The sequence below is a fragment of the Micromonospora sp. NPDC005171 genome (assembly GCF_040608575.1).
Lineage (GTDB): Bacteria > Actinomycetota > Actinomycetes > Mycobacteriales > Micromonosporaceae > Micromonospora.
Window position 1 is genome coordinate 177,732 of record NZ_JBEXIM010000005.1, and the last position, 17,408, is coordinate 195,139.

The following is a 17,408-nucleotide window of genomic DNA, read 5'->3' on the forward strand; positions in this document are numbered from 1 at the left end:
GGATGAAGGCCACCGCCTGGATGGGCACCGACAGCGTCAAGGTCATCGACGTACCCGACCCGAAGATCATGAACGCCCGGGACGCGATCGTCCGGATCAGCACCACCGCGATCTGCGGCTCCGACCTGCACCTCTACCACGGATACATCCCCGCGATGCGCAAGGGCGACATCCTCGGCCACGAGTTCATGGGCGAGGTGGTGGAGGTCGGCCCGCAGGTCCGCAACCTCGCCCCCGGCGACCGGGTGGTGGTGCCCTTCCCGATCGCCTGCGGGCACTGCTCGTCCTGCCAACGCGGCCTCTACTCGGTCTGCGAGAACTCCAACCCCAACGCCGGCATCGCCGAAAAGATCATGGGGCACTCGCCGGCCGGCATCTTCGGCTACTCCCACCTGCTCGGCGGCTACGCGGGCGGCCAGGCCGAGTACGCCCGGGTGCCGTTCGCCGACGTCGGCCCGGTCAAGGTGCCCGCCGAGATCAGCGACGACCAGGCGGTCATGCTGGCCGACGTGTTCCCGACCGGCTACATGGGCGCCGAGATGTGCGACATCAAACCCGGGCAGGTGGTCGCCGTCTGGGGCGCCGGGCCGGTCGGGCTGCTCGCCGCGGCCAGCGCCCGGCTGCTCGGCGCCGAGCGGGTGATCGTCATCGACAGGTTCCCGTACCGGCTGCGGCTGGCCGAGGAGCACGTCGACGCCGAGACGATCAACTACGAGGAGGTCGACGTGCTGGACACCCTCAACGAGATGACCGCCGGCCGGGGCCCCGACGCGTGCATCGACGCGGTGGGCCTGGAGGGCCACCACGGCAACGCCGCCATGTACGCGTACGACAGGGCCAAGCAGGCCGCGCGGGTCGAGACGGAACGGCCGTTCGCGCTGCGGCAGGCGATTCTGGCCTGCCGCTCCGGTGGGGTGGTCTCGGTCGTCGGCGCGTACGGCGGCTTCGTCGACAAGTTCCCGATGGGCGCGTTCATGAACCGCTCGCTGATCATGCGGACCGGTCAGTGCCACGTCCAGCGATACACCCGACCGCTGCTGGAGCGTATCCAGCGCGGCGAGATCGACCCGAGCTTCATCGTCAGCCACCGGATGCCGCTGCGCGACGCCCCGAAGGGCTACAAGATCTTCCAGAAGAAGCAGGACGACTGTACGAAGGTGCTGCTCAAGGTCTGACCGGGTGGCAGCGCTGCCGGCGGGGGAGTGCGTCGCGCTGCCGTTGGAGCTGAGCACGGGCACCAGCCGCCAGCCGTGGCGAGTTAGCGTGTCGCCATGGAGAGTGGTGGCACGTCGGTGCCGGTCTCGACCGACCTCACCGTTCGACTGCGGCCGGTTGCCGAACCCGACCTGGCGATGTTCCGGCGGTTCTGCACCGAGCCGGGCCTGATCGGTTTGGACTGGGCCGGCTTCCGCGACGCCGGCGCGCCGGCACGGCGGTTCGCCGTCGACGGTTACCTCGGCGAGGACGACGGGCGGCTCGTCGTCGAGGTGGAACAGGAACGGGCCGCCGCCGGCATTGTCAGCTACCGCTCGGGATGCTACGCCGGTCGGGCGTCGTACTGGGAGATCGGCATCGTCCTGCTGCCGCCATGGCGCGGGCGGGGGATCGGCTGGCGCGCGCAGGCGTTGCTCTGCGACTACCTCTTCCAGCACAGCCCGGCACAGCGCATCCAGGCCGGCACCCACCCGGAGAACGTCGCCGAGCAGCGGGCGCTGGAGAAGGCCGGTTTCCAGTTGGAGGGGGTCATCCGCGCCAGCGAGTTTCGCGCCGGTCAGTGGCGCGACGGCTACCTCTACAGTCGGTTGCGCGACGACCCTTCCCCCTGGGATCCGGCGACGAACGGCTAACGCGGGCGGACTCCCGGCTCCACCGTCAAGGTCCCGGCCTCGGCGTCGATGGTGGCCCGCGCACCGAGTGGAACGGTGAGCTGCCCGTTGCCGTGCCCCAGCCGTAACCCGCCCAGGACCGGCACGCCCAGGTCGTACAGGCGGTCCTTCAACACCGCAGCCGCGTCCCACTCGCCCGGTTCGCCGACGCTGTTGGTGATCTGGCCGATGGCCACCCCGGCGACCCGGGACAGCACACCCACCCGGCGCAGCTCGGTCAGCATCCTGTCGATGCTGTACGGAGCCTCGTCCACGTCCTCGAAGAACAGGATCGCGTCGTCGAACCGTGGCGCGTCCCCCGCGCCGAGCGAGGTGGAGATCAACGTCAGGCAGCCGCCGAGCAGGGGACCGGACGCCCGCCCGGGCACCAGGACGGGGGCGGCCGTCTCGGCCGGGTCCCTGGTGATCGTGACGGGCTCGGTGGTCATCACCGCCCTGCGGAGCGCCTCGGCCGACTCGGGGCCGGTGCGGGCGTCGTTCCAGTTGATCATGGGGCCGTAGAAGGTGACCAGGCCGACCTCGCGCCAGAGCTTGCCCTGAATGCTGGTGATGTCGCTGAAGCCGACGACCACCCGGGGATCCCGGCGCAGACCAGAGACGTCGATCTGGTCGACGATCCGCTGGGTGCCGTAGCCGCCACGGGCGGCGAAGACAGCACGGACCCCCGGGTCGGTGAGCGCGGCGTTCAGGTCGGCCAGCCGCTGCGCGTCGGTGCCGGCCAGGTACCCGTACCTGGCGTAGACGTGCGTGCCCAGCTCGACCTCCAGGCCCCAGCTGCGCAGGATCTCGATGCCGCGGGCCATGGTGGTGGGGTTGGGGGTGCCGCCGGGCGACACGACCCGAACCCGGTCACCGGGTGCCAGCGCCGGTGCCCGCAGGACGCGCTTCGCACCAACCGGCGCGGCCTGCGCGGGCGCGGCCTCCGCCGAGCCGACGAGCGCCGCGCCACCGGCCGCCGCCGCTCCCATCGTCAGCATGTGTCGACGGGACAAGGGCACCCGTGCGGGCCCCTGGATCGTGGTTGGGTCCGTTTCAGAAGCGGTCATCGGCGTCCCCTCATCGTGATCAGACGATGTGCGAGCTGACACAGCCTACGACAGTCATCGATGCCGTGCGGGGTCCACAAGGGACGCTGGTCACTCCAGCGAGCGCGCGGTGCCCCGGTATCAGCGGGCGGGCGTCCAGCACGGCCCGATGTGACTCAGCTGGTGACCCGAGTGACGCGTCTGGTTCGCGCCGGCTTGTGAGGCCTCGCGCCTCGACGGCGGGAAGTCCGGGTCGACGCGTGACCTGTTTGTGGCCAGAGAGCGTGGGAACTCGCCCCGTTCGTCCGCAGGCAGGCCTGACGGCATGCCGACGAGACCGAAGGAGCGGGGCATGGAGTACGAGCAGATGATCGCCACGGTACGACAGCGCGCGGGCCTCGGTGAGAACGAGGCCGTGCGGTCCGTACAGGCCGTCCTGTCGGTGCTCGGTGAACGGCTCGCCGGACAGGAGGCAGACAACCTGGCGGCACAGCTACCGGAGCGGCTGAACGGGTCCGTCACCCGCAATCCGCAGGGCCGCCGGTGGGACGTCGGCGAGTTCCTGAAGAACGTCGGGGACCGCGAACAGGTCGCGAACGCAGACCAGGTGCGTCAACACGCCCAGGCGGTGTTGCGTACCGTCGCCGAGGCGCTGAATGACGACGAGCGACACGACCTGCTCGCCCAGCTTCCCGGCGGCATCATCGACCTCTTCGGTGTTCCCACCCCGCGAGGCTGAGCGCCGCCCAGATCGGACCACCCGGGGCGCTCACGGGATCGGCCACTCGTGCACAGGGCGGTTGCTGTGCATGAGGTCCACGTAGTGCCGGACCACCTCGCGCAGCGCCTCCGGTCGGTCCAGATGGTCGGCCGACTCCAACCGGTGCAGCGTCTCCACCTGCCAGGTCGCGCCATTGCGGCTGGTCAGGCAGCGCTGCTCGATGATGCCGAGCAGCCGGTCCCGCTCGGCAGGGTCGAGCCCCCACCGGTCCAAGCCGTGATGCGCCATCGGCAGCAACCGGCGCAACACCAACTCGGTGACCGGCAGGTAGCCGAGACCGGGCCAGAAGACCTGCGCGTCGATGCCGTGCCGGGCGCAGCTGGTGAAGTTCTCCTCGGCGGCGCTGAACGACATCTGCGACCACAGTGGCCGGTCCGATTCGGCGAGGGCGCGCACCAACCCGAAGTAGAAGGCGCCGTTGGCGATGGTGTCCAACACGGTCGGGCCGGCGGGCAGCACCCGATTTTCCACCCGCAGGTGCGGCCGGCCCCGCGACACGTCGTACACCGGGCGGTTCCACCGGTAGACGGTGCCGTTGTGGAGGCGCAACTCGGCCAGATTGGGCACCTCGCCGGCCGCGAGTGCCTGCGCCGGGTCCTCCGGGTCGCACACCGGCAGCAGCGCCGGAAAATAGCGCACGTTCTCCTCGAACAGGTCGAACACGCTGGTGATCCAGCGTTCGCCGAACCAGACCCGCGGGCGTACCCCCTGGGCCTTGATCTCTTCCGACCTGGTGTCGGTGGCCTGCTGGAACAGCGGAATGCGGGTCTCGCGCCACAGCTCCCGGCCGAAGAACAGCGGCGAGTTCGCGCCGACCGCGACCTGGATGCCGGCCACCGCCTGGGCGGCGTTCCAGTAGTCGGCGAACTGGGCCGGGCTGACCTGGAGGTGGAACTGGGTGCTGGTGCACGCCGCCTCCGGGGTGATCGTGTCGGCGGTGACCGCCAGGCGTTCCACCCCGCTGATGGCGATCGGCAGATCCTCGCCGCGGGCCGCGAAGATCTGCTCGTTGAGCAGCTTGTAGCGGGGATTGGCCGACAACGTCTCGGCGGTCAGGTGCTCGGGGCGCAGCGTCGGCAGGATGCCGATCATGACCATGTGCGCGCCGATCGCCCGGGCCTTCACCTCGGCGGCGTTGAGGCTGGCCCGCACGTACTCCTCGAAGTCGGCCGTGCCGGTGCCGGTCAGCCGGCGCGGCGGCACATTGATCTCCACGTTGAACTGGCCCAGCTCGGTCTGGAAGCTCGGGTCGGCGATGGCCGCCAGCACGTCGGCGTTACGCATCGCCGGATTCGACGCCTCGTCGACCAGATTCAGCTCGATCTCCACGCCGGTCATCGGCCGGTCGAGGTCGAAGCGGGACTCGCGCAGCATCTCGGCGAAGACATCCAGGCAGCGGCGGACCTTGTCGCGGTAGCGGGCCCGATCCTCTCGACTGAAGGTTCGCACGCCGACGTCCTCGCCCATGGTCACCACCCTGTCACCGCTGGTCCCCCTAACCTCGCACGAGATCGGCGGGCGGGGGAAGACCCGAGGACCCTTTCCTACCCACCTGCCCGCCCCGTTAGCCCAGCCAGAGCCGACCTATAGCATTGCGGCCCGAGAGGTGGTGGCGTGCGGATGCGCGAGAAGGTGACCCGGCTGTTCGTCGCGGCGGCGATCGCCGAGGCCTGCTCCTGGCTGGCCCTACTGGTCGGCATGCTGGTCAAGTACGGCCCGCCGGACAACGAGCTGGGCGTCAAGATCTTCGGGCCGATCCACGGCGGCCTGTTCGTCGCGTACGTCCTTCTGGTGCTGGCCGTGGCCCGGCTGCACCGGTGGAGCCTGCTGGCCACGGCGGTGGCCCTGGCCAGCGCGGTGCCGCCGTTCGCCACCCTGGCCTTCGAGCGCTGGGCCCGTCGTCGGGGAATGCTCGGCGTCGACCGGCAACCGGCCCGCGAGCCCGCCCCGGTCGGCTGAGCCGCCCACCCGCCCGCTCGCCCGAGGGCGGCTGAGCCCGAGGCAGACAGTCCGGCCCTGATCGGGCCGGACCGGATCAGGTCAGCGCGGAGCAGGCCGCGATGCCGGCCAGCAGCAACGCGCCCAGGAACGCCTGCAACAGCAGCGGCGGCCCGAGATGCGACCAGAGCGTCGCGGTACGCGGGGTCAGCAGCTGCCCGGTGGTGAGATTGACGATCCGCTCGATCCGGGGCGGCAGCTCCGGGTCGCGTTGCGGACGCAGGGTGAGCTGCACCTGGTCCGCCGGGTGCAGGGCGCTCTGCGGCAGGTGACCGTGCAGCTCCACCTCGCAGAGCTGGCCTGCGGTGTTGCGCAGCCGCACCGGCGTGACCAGGTATTCCGGGCCCTGCTTCAGCTCCTTCCACCGACGGCGGGTGCCGCCACCGCCGAAGGAGAAGAACGAGCGCAGCAGCAGGGCGGGCAGCCGGGCGAAGGCCGCCGCGGCGAGCACCGCCACCAGCACCGGCTGACCGATGCGTATCTCGCGGGTGTAGCCGTCGAGCAGGCGGATCAGCCGCCCGGTGACGATTCGTTCCGTCGGGTGCACGATCCGTCGGGTATCGAGTCCGCTGTCCATCTCCACCACCGAGAGTCCGCTTGTGTTCACAGATCGTATCGACGTCCTCGGTTGAACGACGTGAATGAAACCTGGTCACGGGCTCACGGCCGCGAGGTGACATCCCCGGCGACCCGGGTAAGCGGGGGGCCGAGCTGGAAAGGGGTCGAGCATGCAGCTGTCCTTCCTGCGCCCGCTCTACGACCGTCCCGGGCCGTGGTGCTCGGTGTATCTGGACGCCTCCGCGGACACGGAGGACGCCCATCCCGCGTTGGATCTGCGCTGGCGTGCCCTGGAGCGCAGCCTGGCCGAACAGGGGGCGGACGAGGCGGACATCGCCGCTCTGGACCGGGTGGTCCGAGGTCATGATCCGATGGTCGGGGACTACGGCCTGGCGGTCTTCGCCAGTCACGGCCGGGTGGTGCTCTCCGAGTACCTGTCCGCGCCACCACTGCGGGACCTGGCCCACGTGGGGCCGCTGCCGCACGTGATGCCGCTGCTGGCTCAGCGCGGCGAGCAGGTGGCGTGGGTCCGGGTGGTGGCCGACCGGGTCGGCGCCGACGCGATGGCGGTCAGCGCCGGCGGGGTGCCCCGGCGGGCGCACGTCGCCGGGCGGGACGAGTACCCGCTGCGGCGGGCGAAGCCCGGCGGCTGGTCCCAGTCGCGCTACCAGCGGGCGGCCATGGAGGCGTGGCACCAGAACGCCGGTGACGTCACCGCGGCGACCGTGCAGCTCGCGGACCGGGTCGGCGCGGACGTGGTGGTGGTCGCCGGTGACGTCCGGGCCACCGGCATGATCGCTGCCCAGATGCCGGAGCGCTGGCAGGACCTGGTGGTCCGTACCGACGCCGGGTCCCGGGCCGGCGGCGCCGACCAGACGATGCTGGACGACCTCACCGTGCAGACCATCGCGGAGATCGCCGATCAGCGGATCAGCGCCGCGCTGGACAAGTTCGGCGTGCAGGAGGACGTGGGCGGCGGCCTCGACGCGGTCGTCTCGGCCCTGCAACGCAACCAGGTCGACATGATGCTCATCGTGGACGACCCGTCGGCCAACGGTGAGCTGTGGATCGGCGCCGAACCCACCGAGATCGCCGTCGACCCGGGGCAGCTGGCCGCCATGTCGGTGGCCGACCCGCAGCGGGTACGCGCCGACGCGGCACTGGTCCGGGCGCTCGTCGGCACCGACGCGGCGTTGACAGTGCTCGGCCCCGACGAGGCACCCGACCTCACCGACGGCGTCGGCGCGGTACTGCGCTACGTCGACCCGAGCACACCGGGGCGCGGCAATGGTTGACCGGTCGGTGGCCGACGTCGTGGTGGAGCGGCTGCTCGCCTGGCGGGTGCCCCGCGCCTTCGGGTACCCGGGCGAGGCGATCGCTCCACTTGTCGACGCGCTGGAACGCACCGGCGGCGAGCCGGCGTTCATCCCGGCCCGGCACGAGGAGACCGCCTCGTTCATGGCCACCGGGCACGCCAAGTTCACCGGCGGCATCGGGGTTTGCCTCGCCACCCAGGGACCCAGCGCGGTCCAGCTGCTCAACGGCCTATACGACGCCAAGCTGGACAGCAAGCCGGTGGTCGCCATCGTCGGGGAGGACATCTCCGGGCCGCTCGGCGGCGCGCACCAGGAGATCGGGCTGAGCCGGCTCTTCGGGGACGTGTGCAACCAGTTCGTCCGGTACGGCCGCAGCCCCGAGGAAGTCGGGGTGCTGCTGGACCAGGCGTTCCGGACCGCCGCCGCGACCCGCAGCCCGACCTGCGTGGTGCTGCCCCGGCAGTTGCAGGAGGCGCTGGTGCCCGACCCGCAGACGTACGGCGCCGGGGTGATCACGGCGACCCCCGGCGAACCGCTGGCCCGGGTCCTGCCGCACGAGGTGGACCTCGACGCCGCGGCGCAGCTGCTCAGCGGCGGCCAGCGGACCGCGATCCTGGTGGGCCAAGGCGGTCGGGACGCGGCCGCCGAGATCATCGAGATGGCCGACCGGCTCGGCGCCGGGGTGGCCACCTCGCTGCTCGGCAAGCCGGTGCTCGACGAGCGGCTGCCGTTCCACACCGGGGTGCTCGGCGAGGTCGGCACCCCGGCGGCGGCCGAGCTGATGGGTGGCTGTGACACGCTGCTGATGGTCGGCACCAACGACCCGTGGACCGACTACTTCCCGATGCCCGAGCAGGCGCGAACGGTGCAGATCGACATCGACGGTCGCCGCATCGGCACCCGGTACCCGGCCGACGTGCCGCTGGTCGGTGACGCCGCCGAGACGCTGCGGGCGTTGCTGAGCCGGGTGCGCGGTCGGTCCGAGCAGCAGTGGCGCGCCACCGTGGAGAGTTCGGTGGACCGCTGGCGGGAGGTCGCCACCGAGCGGGCCGCCGCCGCTGCGGACCCGGTCAACCCGCAGCTCGTGCTCCAGGAGCTGTCCGCCCGGATACCCGGGACCGGAGCGGTCGCTGTCGACGTGGGCTCGGTCCTCTACTGGTACGCCCGCCACCTCACCCTGCCGCCCGGGGTCAACGCGCAGCTGTGCGGCACCCTCGGCTCGATGGGTTGCGCGCTGCCGTACGCGGTGGCGGCCAAGCTCGCCGCCCCCGACCAGCCGGTGATCGCGCTGGTCGGTGACGGTGCGATGCAGCTCAACGGGCTCGCCGAACTGATCACCGTGTCGCACCTCTGGCAGCAGTGGCGCGATCCGCGGCTGGTGGTGCTGGTGCTCAACAACCGGGACCAGAACGGCATGGGTGGCGGGCGACGGCCGTCGGCCGACCCGACCCAGCGCCGCCCCGACGTGCCGTACGCCGGGTGGGCCCGGCTGCTGGGGCTGCACGGGGTGCGGGTGGACCGCCCGGAGCTGGTCGGCGCGGCCTGGGACGAGGCTCTCGCCGCGGACCGCCCTTGCGTACTGGAGGCGGTCGTCGACCCGGCGGTGTCGCTGGCGCCGCCGGAGCCCGCCTTCGCCGACCTGCGGGGCCTGTACGCCGATGGCGCTCCGGCCCGGAAGGTCCGCGAGCAGGTGGAGGTCACCACGAAGGCCAATGATCTCGTTTAGCCGCCTTCGACCAGGGCATGAGTAGCGGCCCGACGACGCTGGAGGTCCCATGTCCGAGCCCGCCGACCGCCGCTACGGTCCCGCGACCCTGCCGAGGGCGCGGGGGCCGCTCTCCGCGGCGGTCGTCGAGGCTCTGCGGCGCCCGCCGCACGACCTGTCGGCCGCTCTCGGCGTCGACCTGGACCCGGCGGACCCGATCAGCGACGAGGATCTTCAGCTGACGCTGTTCCTCTGCTACGAGCTGCACTACCGGGGCTGGCTCGGGGTGGACGAGTCGTGGGAGTGGCAGCCGACGCTGTTGGCGCTGCGCGCCCGCTGCGAGCGGGTCTTCGAGGCGGCGCTGCGTCGGCTGGTCGGCGCGCCGTCGGTGCCCGCCGCCGGGGTGGCGGCCGGCCTGGCCGAGCTGGTCGCGGCCGACGACGGGCCGGCGCTGGCCGCGACTCTGCAACGGCACGCCGACCTCACCCAGTTCCGCGAGTTCGTCGCCCACCGCTCCGTCTACCACCTGCGTGAGGCGGACCCGCACAGCTGGGCGCTGCCCCGCCTCGGTGGCCCGGCCAAGGCGGCGCTGGTGGAGATTCAGACCGACGAGTACGGCAACGGCCGGCTGGACCGCATGCACGCCGAGCTGTTCCGACGCACCCTCGACCGGCTGGGCCTGGACACCGGTTACGGCGCCCACGTCGACGTGGTCCCGGCGGTGACGTTGGCGACAAACAACCTGATGTCGCTGTTCGGGCTGCACCGACGACGGCGCGGCGCGCTGCTCGGGCACCTGGCCGCGTTCGAGATGACCTCCTCGCTGCCCAACCGTCGCTACGGCAACGGGCTGCGCCGACTCGGCTTCGACGAGGCGGCGACCCGCTTCTACGACGAGCACGTCGAGGCCGACGCGGTGCACGAGCAGATCGCCGCACACGACATGTGCGGCGGCCTGGTCCGCGCCGAGCCGGCGCTCGCAGCGGACGTGCTCTTCGGCGCGGCGGCCGGGCTCGCTGTGGACCGGCTGTTCGCCGCGCACCTGCTGGGCAGCTGGGCTGCCGGCCGCAGCTCGCTGCGGACACCCGCCCCGCCGGCCCTGCCGCCCAAGGTCTCGCTTGTCGCGTTGCCAGTGGTGACCCCGCCGGCCCCGCCCGCGCTCGTCTGATCCGGGGGCTCGTCACGTCCGGGTAAGTCGACGGATCACACCCAGGTGTGTGGGGCCGGCGGGGCGGTCCGCGGGCCGTTGGCTGGGGGCGTGCCGCCCTGGGTCGACCCTTTGCTCTGCACCCGCCCGCGCACCAGTCACGGTCCGTGACCGGCGCATGGGCGGGTGCAGAGCAAAGGGTGGCGTGCCTGTGGTGCGGCCCGTCCGCTGTGCGCTCTCGCCGGGTGGCGAGGCGACGTGGGTCAGCCTTCGCGGGTCGTGCCCGCGCGGAAGTTGATCGCCTTGTGGGTACCGTCGCAGAACGGCTTGAGCGCCGACTTCCCGCACCGGCACAGCGCCACCGTTCCCCGGCGTGCGTCGATGCGCTCGCCGTCCGGGGTGACCAGCGCGAAGTCGCCGCGGACCAGCAGCGGTCCGTCCTCGTACGGGGTGATCGTGGCGGCGGCTGGATCGCTGGTGTCGTCGGTGCGCATGGCCCCGGAAGTGCCCGTCCTGGCCCTGGCGAAACCCGAGCCGCAGAACGACGGTGATGACCGGGGCACCCCGCCGACCAGCGGAATGTGCCGCCGGGTGGGTGATGCCCCGTTTGAACCCCATCGGGAGGGGAAGCCCGGCCGCGTGGTGAGCGAACGAGGCAAGGTGGGGCCGGTGCACAAGGTGCACAAGGGGCTCACGGCTGACGGCGCCGGTCTCGCCGGCGACCGGGTCGTGGCCGCGGGCAGTTCCGCCCGGGTGCTGGTCGCCGCCACCGCCCGAGCGCTGCGCGGGGTCGATTGCGCCGACCTCGGGCACACCGGGCCGACGTCGCGGTTCCCCGGCGCGCCCGAGCCGGTACGCCGCGCCGCGGTCACCCGCGCCGCCGGCCGGGTCGCGCTCACCGTGGCCCAGATCGACGAGGTGGACGGCGCCCGAGTGGCCCGCTGGTTCGTCGACCAGTACCCCCGCCGGCGCTACCCCGGCGTCCTGATCGGCTCTCCACACGGCGCGGCGGCGCACCTCGCGGTGGCCCTCGGCGTGCCGTGGCTTCCGGCGGGCTTCGAGATGACCGTGCACTGGTCCGACGGCGGGGTGGACCGCCCGGCGGACGCCGTGGAGCACGGCGCGGCACTCGCCACCCGGTTGCTCGCCGGCAACGCCGACCTGCACCTGCGCCAGGTGCACTGCCCGGCCAGCGGGGGCGCGCTGACCGGGGCGACGGTGTCGCTGACCGCCGCGTGGAGGGCCCTACCGGCCGCGTACGCGCAGTTCCTGGCCGACCTGCTGCTGCCGGGTGCCCCCGTGCTGCTGATCGGCGACGCGCGCTCCTGGCCGGTCCTGGAGCGTGGGCCGGGGCACAGCTTCCAGGTCGGCTGCCCCGGCAGCGGGCTGGACCCGGTGGACTTCCACCCGGACAGCCACGCGTTGCGGCAGGTGCTGCGCTCCGTCGGCGGCGACGCGACCCGGTGGGAGCCGCCGGAGGTGTCCGTACCGTCGGCGTACGCCGAGCACGGCGTCGACTCGGGGTTCGAGCTGGCCGCGCGGGACTGGTCCGCCCGGCGCCAGCACCCGCTGCACCGGGTGCTGGTGCCCCGGCCGGCGGCGCTGAGCGCGGGGGTGGCCGACCTGTACCGGCGGTGGCTGCGGCGCGCCGGCAAGACCGGCGACCGGCTGGTGGTGGAGTGCGGCCGACTGCTCGACCCGTGGCAGGTGGTGCGGGCGGGGCTGGTGCCGTACTGGTGCGAGAACGCCACCCGCCGCAGCGTCGACGAGGCCGAGTGGTGGCTGGCCGGCAGCGAGGCGTTCAGCTCGGTGGACGTGTTGCCCGAGCCGCCCGGGGTGCGTTCGCCCGCGCTGGCCGGGCTGCCGCAGTGGCTGGCCGTCGCCGGGTTCGGCCGGCGGCGTCGGGCGCTGGACCGCACCACCGCCCGGGGCTACCCGGTCACCTCGGTGCCCACCCGCCGGGCCACCGAGGTCCTGCGCGCCCAGCCGTACGACCTGCCCGCGCCGCCCCCGCTGGGGGTCGCCGAGGCCCTCGCAGTGCTCCGTGACAGCGGCGGCCACCAGGGGTTGTTGGTCTCCTGAGACGGAGCACGCCGAAACATCCTCGCGAACCCGGGGTCCCGTGATTGAGTACCTACGGAGCGGGAACATCGCTGGCTGCTACGGCCTGATTGCGCTGCGTAGAGGCGGTGTCGCCCGCTGGCATCCCAGTCACTGACCCACTTTCCGGCCCGGTGCGTGGCTCGACCACGCGCACGACCGGTTTCCCGATCCGGGCGGGGGACCTTCCTGAGGGAGGCGCGGATGTTCGGACAGACGAGCACGACCACGACCACACCACCACCGACCGACCGGGGTCTGGAGGATCTCGACGCGGCGGCGATGGCGTACGCGGCCCGGATCGCCGGGATGCCGCCGGAGCGGCGCGGGGAGGCCCGAGACGACCTGGTGCGCTTCGCGCTGCCGTTCGCCGGCCGGCTCGCCCGCCGGTACCGAGGGCGCGGAGAGCCGTTGGAGGACCTGGAGCAGGTGGCCCGGCTGGGGCTGGTCAACGCCGTCGACCGCTATGACCCGGAACGGGGCTCGTTCACCGCCTACGCCGCCATCACCATCGTGGGCGAGATCAAACGGCACTTCCGGGACCGCACCTGGGGTGTGCATGTGCCCCGCCGGCTGCGGGACCTGATCCTCGAGGTGGGGCAGGCCACCGCCGCACTCACCAGCGAACTGTCCCGGGCCCCGTCGGTGGCCGAGCTGTCGGCCCGGCTGGAGACCCCGGAGGAGGAGATCCTCGCCGCCCTGGAGTCGGCGGCCGGCTACAGCCCGGCCTCCCTCAACGCGCCGGTGGGTGGGGAGAGCTCCGCCGAGTTCGGGGACCTGGTCGGCGAGTCGGACAACGCGTTGGAATCGGTCGACGACCGGGTGACGGTGAGCGGTCTGCTGCACCGACTGCCCTGGCGTGAGCGGCGGATCCTCGCGATGCGCTTCTACGGCAACCAGACCCAGGCGGAGATCGCCGCCCGGTTCGGCATCTCGCAGATGCACGTGTCCCGGCTGCTGTCGAGGGCGCTCACCTGGCTGCGTCAGGCGATGCTCGCCGACGCGCCGCCGCCCTGGCAGAACGGCGCCGCCGAACCCGACCCGGGCAAGACCCGGATCTCGGTCAAGCAGAACGGCGACTCGGTGGTGGTCGAGGTCGGCGGCGAGATCGACCGCGACGGCGCGGACCAACTGCGCCGGGCCATGCTGGAGGCGGTCACCGGCCAGCCCAGCGAGGTGGTCGTCGACCTCGTCGGCGCGGGCGGCTTCGACGCCGGTGGGATCGCCGCGCTGATGGCCGGGCGGGACGCGGCGGAGCGGACCGGGGTGCCGTTGCGGCTGACCCGGGTCCAGCCCGCGGTACGCCGCTCGCTCACCGCCGCCGGCCTGGCGCCGGCCCGGGACTGACCGACCGCAAACCAACGAGCGAAGGGCCGACACCCCGCGAGGTGTCGGCCCTTCTGCGCGTACCCCTGATCAGTGCTCTTCGTTGTCGCCGTCGCTGTGCGGGTGCCGCCAACGCTCGTGCGGCTTCGGCGCGTCCTCGGCATCCTGCGGCGGGTCGCTCTGCTCGAAGCTCGGCCGGCGGACGCCCTCGGGCTCCGGCACGTCCACTGGGCGGGCGCCGGAGCGCGGCGCGGGCTGGTAGTCGACCGCGTCGCGGGCGCCGTGCGCGCCCTCGGCGGCCGGCGACTCCGGGGCGTGGTGCTCCAAACGCAGCTCCTCGGCGAAGTGCTGCGGCGGCTTGGTGGTGCGCTGCGGCAGGTCGCGGCCCAGGTCGGCGACGAGCGGGCCGTACTTCAGGTCGAAGGCCGGGCGCTCGGAGCGGATCCGGGGCATCCGGTCGAAGTTGCGCAGCGGCGGCGGGCAGCTGGTGGCCCATTCGAGGGAGTTGCCGAAGCCCCACGGGTCGTCCACCGTCACCATCGCCCCGTACCGCCAGGACTTCCAGGCGTTGTAGATGAAGAAGAGGGTGGAGAGGCCGAGGATGAACGCGAAGACGCTGGAGATCGTGTTCAGCGTGGTGAACCCGTCGGTGGGCAGGTAGTCGGCGTACCGGCGCGGCATGCCCTCGGCGCCCAGCCAGTGGTGCACGAGGAAGGTGCCGTGGAAGCCGATGAACATCGTCCAGAAGTGCGCCTTGCCGAGCCGCTCGTCGAGCAGTCGCCCGGTCATCTTGGGCCACCAGAAGTAGTAGCCGCCGAAGAGGGCGAAGACCACTGTGCCGAACACCACGTAGTGGAAGTGCGCCACCACGAAGTAGCTGTCGTGGGTGTGGAAGTCCACCGGCGGACTGGCCAGCAGCACCCCGGTGAGGCCGCCGAGCAGGAAGGTGACCAGGAAGCCGATGGCGAACAACATCGGCGTCTCGAAGGTGAGCTGGCCCTTCCACATGGTGCCGATCCAGTTGAAGAACTTCACACCGGTCGGCACCGCGATCAGGTAGCTCAGGATGCTGAAGAACGGCAGCAGCACCTGCCCGGTGGCGAACATGTGGTGCGCCCAGACCGTCATCGACAGCACGGTGATGGCGATGGTGGCCAGCACGATCCCGGTGTAGCCGAAGAGCGGCTTGCGGGAGAAGACCGGAATGATCTCGGTGATGATGCCGAAGAACGGCAACGCGATGATGTATACCTCGGGGTGGCCGAAGAACCAGAACAGGTGCTGCCAGAGCATCGGGCCGCCGGTGGCCGGGTCGTACACGTGCGCGTTGAGCAACCGGTCGGCGGACAGCGCCAGCAGCGCCGCGGCCAGCAGCGGGAAGACCAGGATCACCAGCACGCTGGTGAACAGCATGTTCCAGGTGAAGATCGGCATCCGGAACATGGTCATCCCGGGTGCGCGCAGGGTCAGGATCGTGGTGATCAGGTTGACCGCGCCGAGGATGGTGCCGAGCCCGGAGACGACCAGGCCGAGCACCCACATGTTCGCGCCCACGCCGGGGCTGTTGTCCACGTCGCTGAGCGGGCTGTACGCGGTCCAACCGAAGTCCGCCGAACCACCCGGGGTGACGAACCCGCCGATCACCATCAGCCCGCCGAACAGGTACAGCCAGTAGGCCAGCGCGTTGAGGCGGGGGAACGACACGTCCGGGGCGCCGATCTGGATCGGCACGATGAAGTTGCCGAACCCGAACGCCGCGGGCGTGGCGAACAGCAGCAGCATCACCGCGCCGTGCGAGGTGAAGAGCTGGTTGTACTGCTCGGAGGAGAGGAACTGCATCCCCGGCCGGGCCAGCTCGGCGCGCATCACCATCGCCTGCAGCCCGGCCACCAGGAAGAACCCGAAGGAGGTCAGCAGGTAGAGCACGCCGATCTGCTTGTGGTCGGTCGTGGCGAGAAACTTGATCAGGGAGTTGCCGGGGATCGGTGTCCGTACCGGTCCCGGGAACCCTCCGAAACGGGCCGGTGCCAGGATCGCCGGGCCCCGATCGCGACCGGGTTCCGTGGTTACCCGCTTGGGCATGGCTGCTCACCCCGTCGTGACGGCAGAAAGGACGGGCGTGCCTACCCGACCCTCGCACCATGTAACCAGGCCAGAGCGGTAAATTCGGTCAGAACGCTGGTACCGGGCGCAAGCGCCTCGAACGCTCAGGTTGCCGGCAGCATCGCCCAGACGGCCTTACCCTGACCGGCCGGCACGCTGCCCCACCGCTGGGCCAGCTCCCGGACCAGCATCAGCCCTCGCCCGCCCTCGGCATGCAGGTCCGTTCCGCCCGCACGGGCCTGGGCGCTGCTGCCGTCCACCACCGCCAGGTGCAGGTACGGCCGGCGCAGGGTCACCGTCACCTGCATGGGCGTGCCGGCGTGGCGCACCACGTTGCCGACCAACTCGCTGAGCACCAACGCCGCCGGGCCGGACGCGTCGGGCAGGTTCCACCGCGCGCACGCGTCGGTGACCAACTCCCGGGCCCGCCGGCAGGCCTCGGCCACCGGCTCCAGCCGGGCCCGCAACCGCAACGTGGACGCCGCGCCGGCCAGCCGGATCGCCTCCGTACAGTCCGCCGAGACCGGAAGCACCCGGCACGTGGTCGACTCGGCCAGCCACCGCGCGGCGACCGGCGACGGGGCGCAGAGCAGCACCGGCGCCGCCGGCCACTCCTCGGCACGGCGGGCAGCCGCGGCGAAGACGGACAGCGCCAGCCGATCCTCCACGTTCACCCCGCCCATGTCGACCACCAGCGCCTCCGGCTGGTCGCACAGCGCGTCGCTGAGCGCCTGGTGCACCGAGCGCATCGTGCCCAGGTGCAGCGGGCCGGTGAGCCGGACGACCGCCACCGGTGCTGTGGTACGCACCTCGCAGGTGATCCCGCTCGACATCGGCGCCTCAATTCGCTGCTGGGTCCGGATCTGCCAACTACCCGAGGACGTTCCCGATCAAACCGGGCCGACGCCGGGGCGAGGTAGGTCACGCCCGTAACGCCGGGTCAGCGACGGAACCGGCCGGTCAGCACGCCCAACGCGACCATGCCGACGCCGAGCCCCAGGTGCAGCCAGTCGTCGGCGTCGTTGACCGGCAGCACGTTCGCCCCGGTGCCATGGTCCACCGCCAGCCCGTAGAGCCAGAGCACCAGGTAGATCGCCCCGCCGCCGATCAGGAACGCCCGAGCGCCGGTGACCGTCCGCGCCAGCAGCAGACCCACCACCCCGTACGCCAGGTGCACCAGGTTGTGCAGGACCGACACCTGGAAGACACCGAACAGGTACGCGCCCGAATCGTGCCCGGCGAAACGCAGCGCGCCCATCCCGCTGGTGATCCCCGGCACGAAGCCGAGCACGCCGACCAGCAGGAACAGCACGCTCACCGTCGCCGCCGCGCGACGGACCGGCGGTTTGCCGTCGGCCGGGTTGGGTCGGGCACGGGAGTGCGCCATCGGTCCGACCATTCCCGGCTCCTCGTCGCGCGGCGGGCATGAACGCTGCCGGCTACCCGCTGTCGCGACCGGCAAA

Annotated in this window: 16 protein-coding genes; 9 read left to right on the top strand and 7 right to left on the bottom strand. The window is 72.0% G+C overall.

What is annotated here, in order from left to right:
- Positions 1-2 precede the first annotated feature (2 nt).
- Together ABZU74_RS10755 and ABZU74_RS10760 are read left to right on the top strand one after the other, a co-directional pair.
- Entirely contained in the window at positions 3-1,175 is a 1,173-nt protein-coding gene (locus ABZU74_RS10755; protein WP_355421022.1) for a zinc-dependent alcohol dehydrogenase, read from the top strand.
- 96 nt (positions 1,176-1,271) lie between these two features.
- Complete coding sequence (locus tag ABZU74_RS10760) at positions 1,272-1,847, top strand: GNAT family protein (RefSeq protein WP_355421024.1); 576 nt, start codon at positions 1,272-1,274, stop codon at positions 1,845-1,847.
- Here the strand turns inward: ABZU74_RS10760 and ABZU74_RS10765 are convergent.
- Positions 1,844-2,863, bottom strand: coding sequence for an LD-carboxypeptidase (locus ABZU74_RS10765; protein ID WP_355421027.1), 1,020 nt, complete (start codon positions 2,861-2,863; stop codon positions 1,844-1,846). The genes ABZU74_RS10760 and ABZU74_RS10765 overlap by 4 nt on opposite strands.
- A 400-nt stretch (positions 2,864-3,263) precedes the next feature.
- Between ABZU74_RS10765 and ABZU74_RS10770 the strand changes: the two genes are divergently transcribed.
- Positions 3,264-3,650 (top strand): DUF2267 domain-containing protein, encoded by a 387-nt coding sequence (locus ABZU74_RS10770; protein ID WP_170158688.1) that lies wholly within the window; start codon positions 3,264-3,266, stop codon positions 3,648-3,650.
- A gap of 30 nt (positions 3,651-3,680) precedes the next feature.
- Here the strand turns inward: ABZU74_RS10770 and ABZU74_RS10775 are convergent, their stop codons facing one another.
- Positions 3,681-5,159 carry a glutamate--cysteine ligase gene (locus ABZU74_RS10775; RefSeq protein ID WP_355421031.1) on the bottom strand — a complete coding sequence of 493 codons (1,479 nt, stop codon included), beginning with the start codon at positions 5,157-5,159 and terminating at the stop codon, positions 3,681-3,683.
- A gap of 153 nt (positions 5,160-5,312) precedes the next feature.
- On the opposite strand from ABZU74_RS10775, the gene ABZU74_RS10780 reads away from it, so the two are divergent.
- Positions 5,313-5,651 (top strand): DUF3817 domain-containing protein, encoded by a 339-nt coding sequence (locus ABZU74_RS10780; RefSeq protein ID WP_112602008.1) that lies wholly within the window; start codon positions 5,313-5,315, stop codon positions 5,649-5,651.
- A gap of 76 nt (positions 5,652-5,727) precedes the next feature.
- On the opposite strand, the gene ABZU74_RS10785 is transcribed toward ABZU74_RS10780, so the two are convergent.
- Positions 5,728-6,276 carry a hypothetical protein gene (locus ABZU74_RS10785; RefSeq protein ID WP_355421395.1) on the bottom strand — a complete coding sequence of 183 codons (549 nt, stop codon included), beginning with the start codon at positions 6,274-6,276 and terminating at the stop codon, positions 5,728-5,730.
- Between the two features lie 142 nt (positions 6,277-6,418).
- On the opposite strand from ABZU74_RS10785, the gene ABZU74_RS10790 reads away from it, so the two are divergent.
- Genes ABZU74_RS10790 through ABZU74_RS10800 form a run of 3 tightly spaced genes read left to right on the top strand, consistent with a single transcriptional unit; the run spans position 6,419 to position 10,437 of the window.
- Complete coding sequence (locus ABZU74_RS10790) at positions 6,419-7,543, top strand: Vms1/Ankzf1 family peptidyl-tRNA hydrolase (RefSeq protein ID WP_355421034.1); 1,125 nt, start codon at positions 6,419-6,421, stop codon at positions 7,541-7,543.
- Complete coding sequence (locus ABZU74_RS10795; RefSeq protein WP_355421037.1) at positions 7,536-9,290, top strand: thiamine pyrophosphate-binding protein; 1,755 nt, start codon at positions 7,536-7,538, stop codon at positions 9,288-9,290. The genes ABZU74_RS10790 and ABZU74_RS10795 overlap by 8 nt, the downstream gene beginning before the upstream one ends.
- 49 nt (positions 9,291-9,339) lie before the next feature.
- Complete coding sequence (locus tag ABZU74_RS10800) at positions 9,340-10,437, top strand: iron-containing redox enzyme family protein (RefSeq protein WP_355421040.1); 1,098 nt, start codon at positions 9,340-9,342, stop codon at positions 10,435-10,437.
- A 242-nt stretch (positions 10,438-10,679) separates the two neighbouring features.
- On the opposite strand, the gene ABZU74_RS10805 is transcribed toward ABZU74_RS10800, so the two are convergent.
- Positions 10,680-10,910, bottom strand: a complete 231-nt coding sequence (locus ABZU74_RS10805; RefSeq protein ID WP_355421042.1) for a CDGSH iron-sulfur domain-containing protein — start codon at positions 10,908-10,910, stop codon at positions 10,680-10,682.
- A 145-nt stretch (positions 10,911-11,055) separates the two neighbouring features.
- On the opposite strand from ABZU74_RS10805, the gene ABZU74_RS10810 reads away from it, so the two are divergent.
- Both ABZU74_RS10810 and ABZU74_RS10815 read left to right on the top strand, forming a co-directional pair.
- Positions 11,056-12,498 carry a hypothetical protein gene (locus tag ABZU74_RS10810; RefSeq protein WP_355421045.1) on the top strand — a complete coding sequence of 481 codons (1,443 nt, stop codon included), beginning with the start codon at positions 11,056-11,058 and terminating at the stop codon, positions 12,496-12,498.
- A 222-nt stretch (positions 12,499-12,720) separates the two neighbouring features.
- Positions 12,721-13,863 (top strand): SigB/SigF/SigG family RNA polymerase sigma factor, encoded by a 1,143-nt coding sequence (locus tag ABZU74_RS10815; protein ID WP_355421048.1) that lies wholly within the window; start codon positions 12,721-12,723, stop codon positions 13,861-13,863.
- A gap of 69 nt (positions 13,864-13,932) precedes the next feature.
- On the opposite strand, the gene ctaD is transcribed toward ABZU74_RS10815, so the two are convergent.
- The 3 genes from ctaD to ABZU74_RS10830 form a co-directional block, all read right to left on the bottom strand.
- A complete protein-coding gene (gene ctaD, locus ABZU74_RS10820; protein WP_355421051.1) occupies positions 13,933-15,924 on the bottom strand; it encodes a cytochrome c oxidase subunit I in 1,992 nt (663 codons plus the stop codon).
- 125 nt (positions 15,925-16,049) lie between these two features.
- Positions 16,050-16,778 carry an ATP-binding protein gene (locus ABZU74_RS10825; protein WP_355421054.1) on the bottom strand — a complete coding sequence of 243 codons (729 nt, stop codon included), beginning with the start codon at positions 16,776-16,778 and terminating at the stop codon, positions 16,050-16,052.
- A gap of 107 nt (positions 16,779-16,885) precedes the next feature.
- Complete coding sequence (locus ABZU74_RS10830) at positions 16,886-17,344, bottom strand: DUF4383 domain-containing protein (RefSeq protein ID WP_355421057.1); 459 nt, start codon at positions 17,342-17,344, stop codon at positions 16,886-16,888.
- Positions 17,345-17,408: the final 64 nt, after the last annotated feature.

What these genes read in the sequence shown, in the direction of transcription:
- ABZU74_RS10755 (WP_355421022.1), top strand. Translation starts at nt 3, where the DNA reads ATGAAGGCCACCGCCTGGATGGGCACCGACAGCGTCAAGGTCATCGAC.
- ABZU74_RS10760 (WP_355421024.1), top strand. Translation starts at nt 1,272, where the DNA reads ATGGAGAGTGGTGGCACGTCGGTGCCGGTCTCGACCGACCTCACCGTT.
- ABZU74_RS10765 (WP_355421027.1), bottom strand. Translation starts at nt 2,863, where the DNA reads ATGCTGACGATGGGAGCGGCGGCGGCCGGTGGCGCGGCGCTCGTCGGC.
- ABZU74_RS10770 (WP_170158688.1), top strand. Translation starts at nt 3,264, where the DNA reads ATGGAGTACGAGCAGATGATCGCCACGGTACGACAGCGCGCGGGCCTC.
- ABZU74_RS10775 (WP_355421031.1), bottom strand. Translation starts at nt 5,159, where the DNA reads ATGGGCGAGGACGTCGGCGTGCGAACCTTCAGTCGAGAGGATCGGGCC.
- ABZU74_RS10780 (WP_112602008.1), top strand. Translation starts at nt 5,313, where the DNA reads ATGCGCGAGAAGGTGACCCGGCTGTTCGTCGCGGCGGCGATCGCCGAG.
- ABZU74_RS10790 (WP_355421034.1), top strand. Translation starts at nt 6,419, where the DNA reads ATGCAGCTGTCCTTCCTGCGCCCGCTCTACGACCGTCCCGGGCCGTGG.
- ABZU74_RS10795 (WP_355421037.1), top strand. Translation starts at nt 7,536, where the DNA reads ATGGTTGACCGGTCGGTGGCCGACGTCGTGGTGGAGCGGCTGCTCGCC.
- ABZU74_RS10800 (WP_355421040.1), top strand. Translation starts at nt 9,340, where the DNA reads ATGTCCGAGCCCGCCGACCGCCGCTACGGTCCCGCGACCCTGCCGAGG.
- ABZU74_RS10805 (WP_355421042.1), bottom strand. Translation starts at nt 10,910, where the DNA reads ATGCGCACCGACGACACCAGCGATCCAGCCGCCGCCACGATCACCCCG.
- ABZU74_RS10815 (WP_355421048.1), top strand. Translation starts at nt 12,721, where the DNA reads ATGTTCGGACAGACGAGCACGACCACGACCACACCACCACCGACCGAC.
- ctaD (WP_355421051.1), bottom strand. Translation starts at nt 15,924, where the DNA reads ATGCCCAAGCGGGTAACCACGGAACCCGGTCGCGATCGGGGCCCGGCG.
- ABZU74_RS10825 (WP_355421054.1), bottom strand. Translation starts at nt 16,778, where the DNA reads ATGTCGAGCGGGATCACCTGCGAGGTGCGTACCACAGCACCGGTGGCG.
- ABZU74_RS10830 (WP_355421057.1), bottom strand. Translation starts at nt 17,344, where the DNA reads ATGGTCGGACCGATGGCGCACTCCCGTGCCCGACCCAACCCGGCCGAC.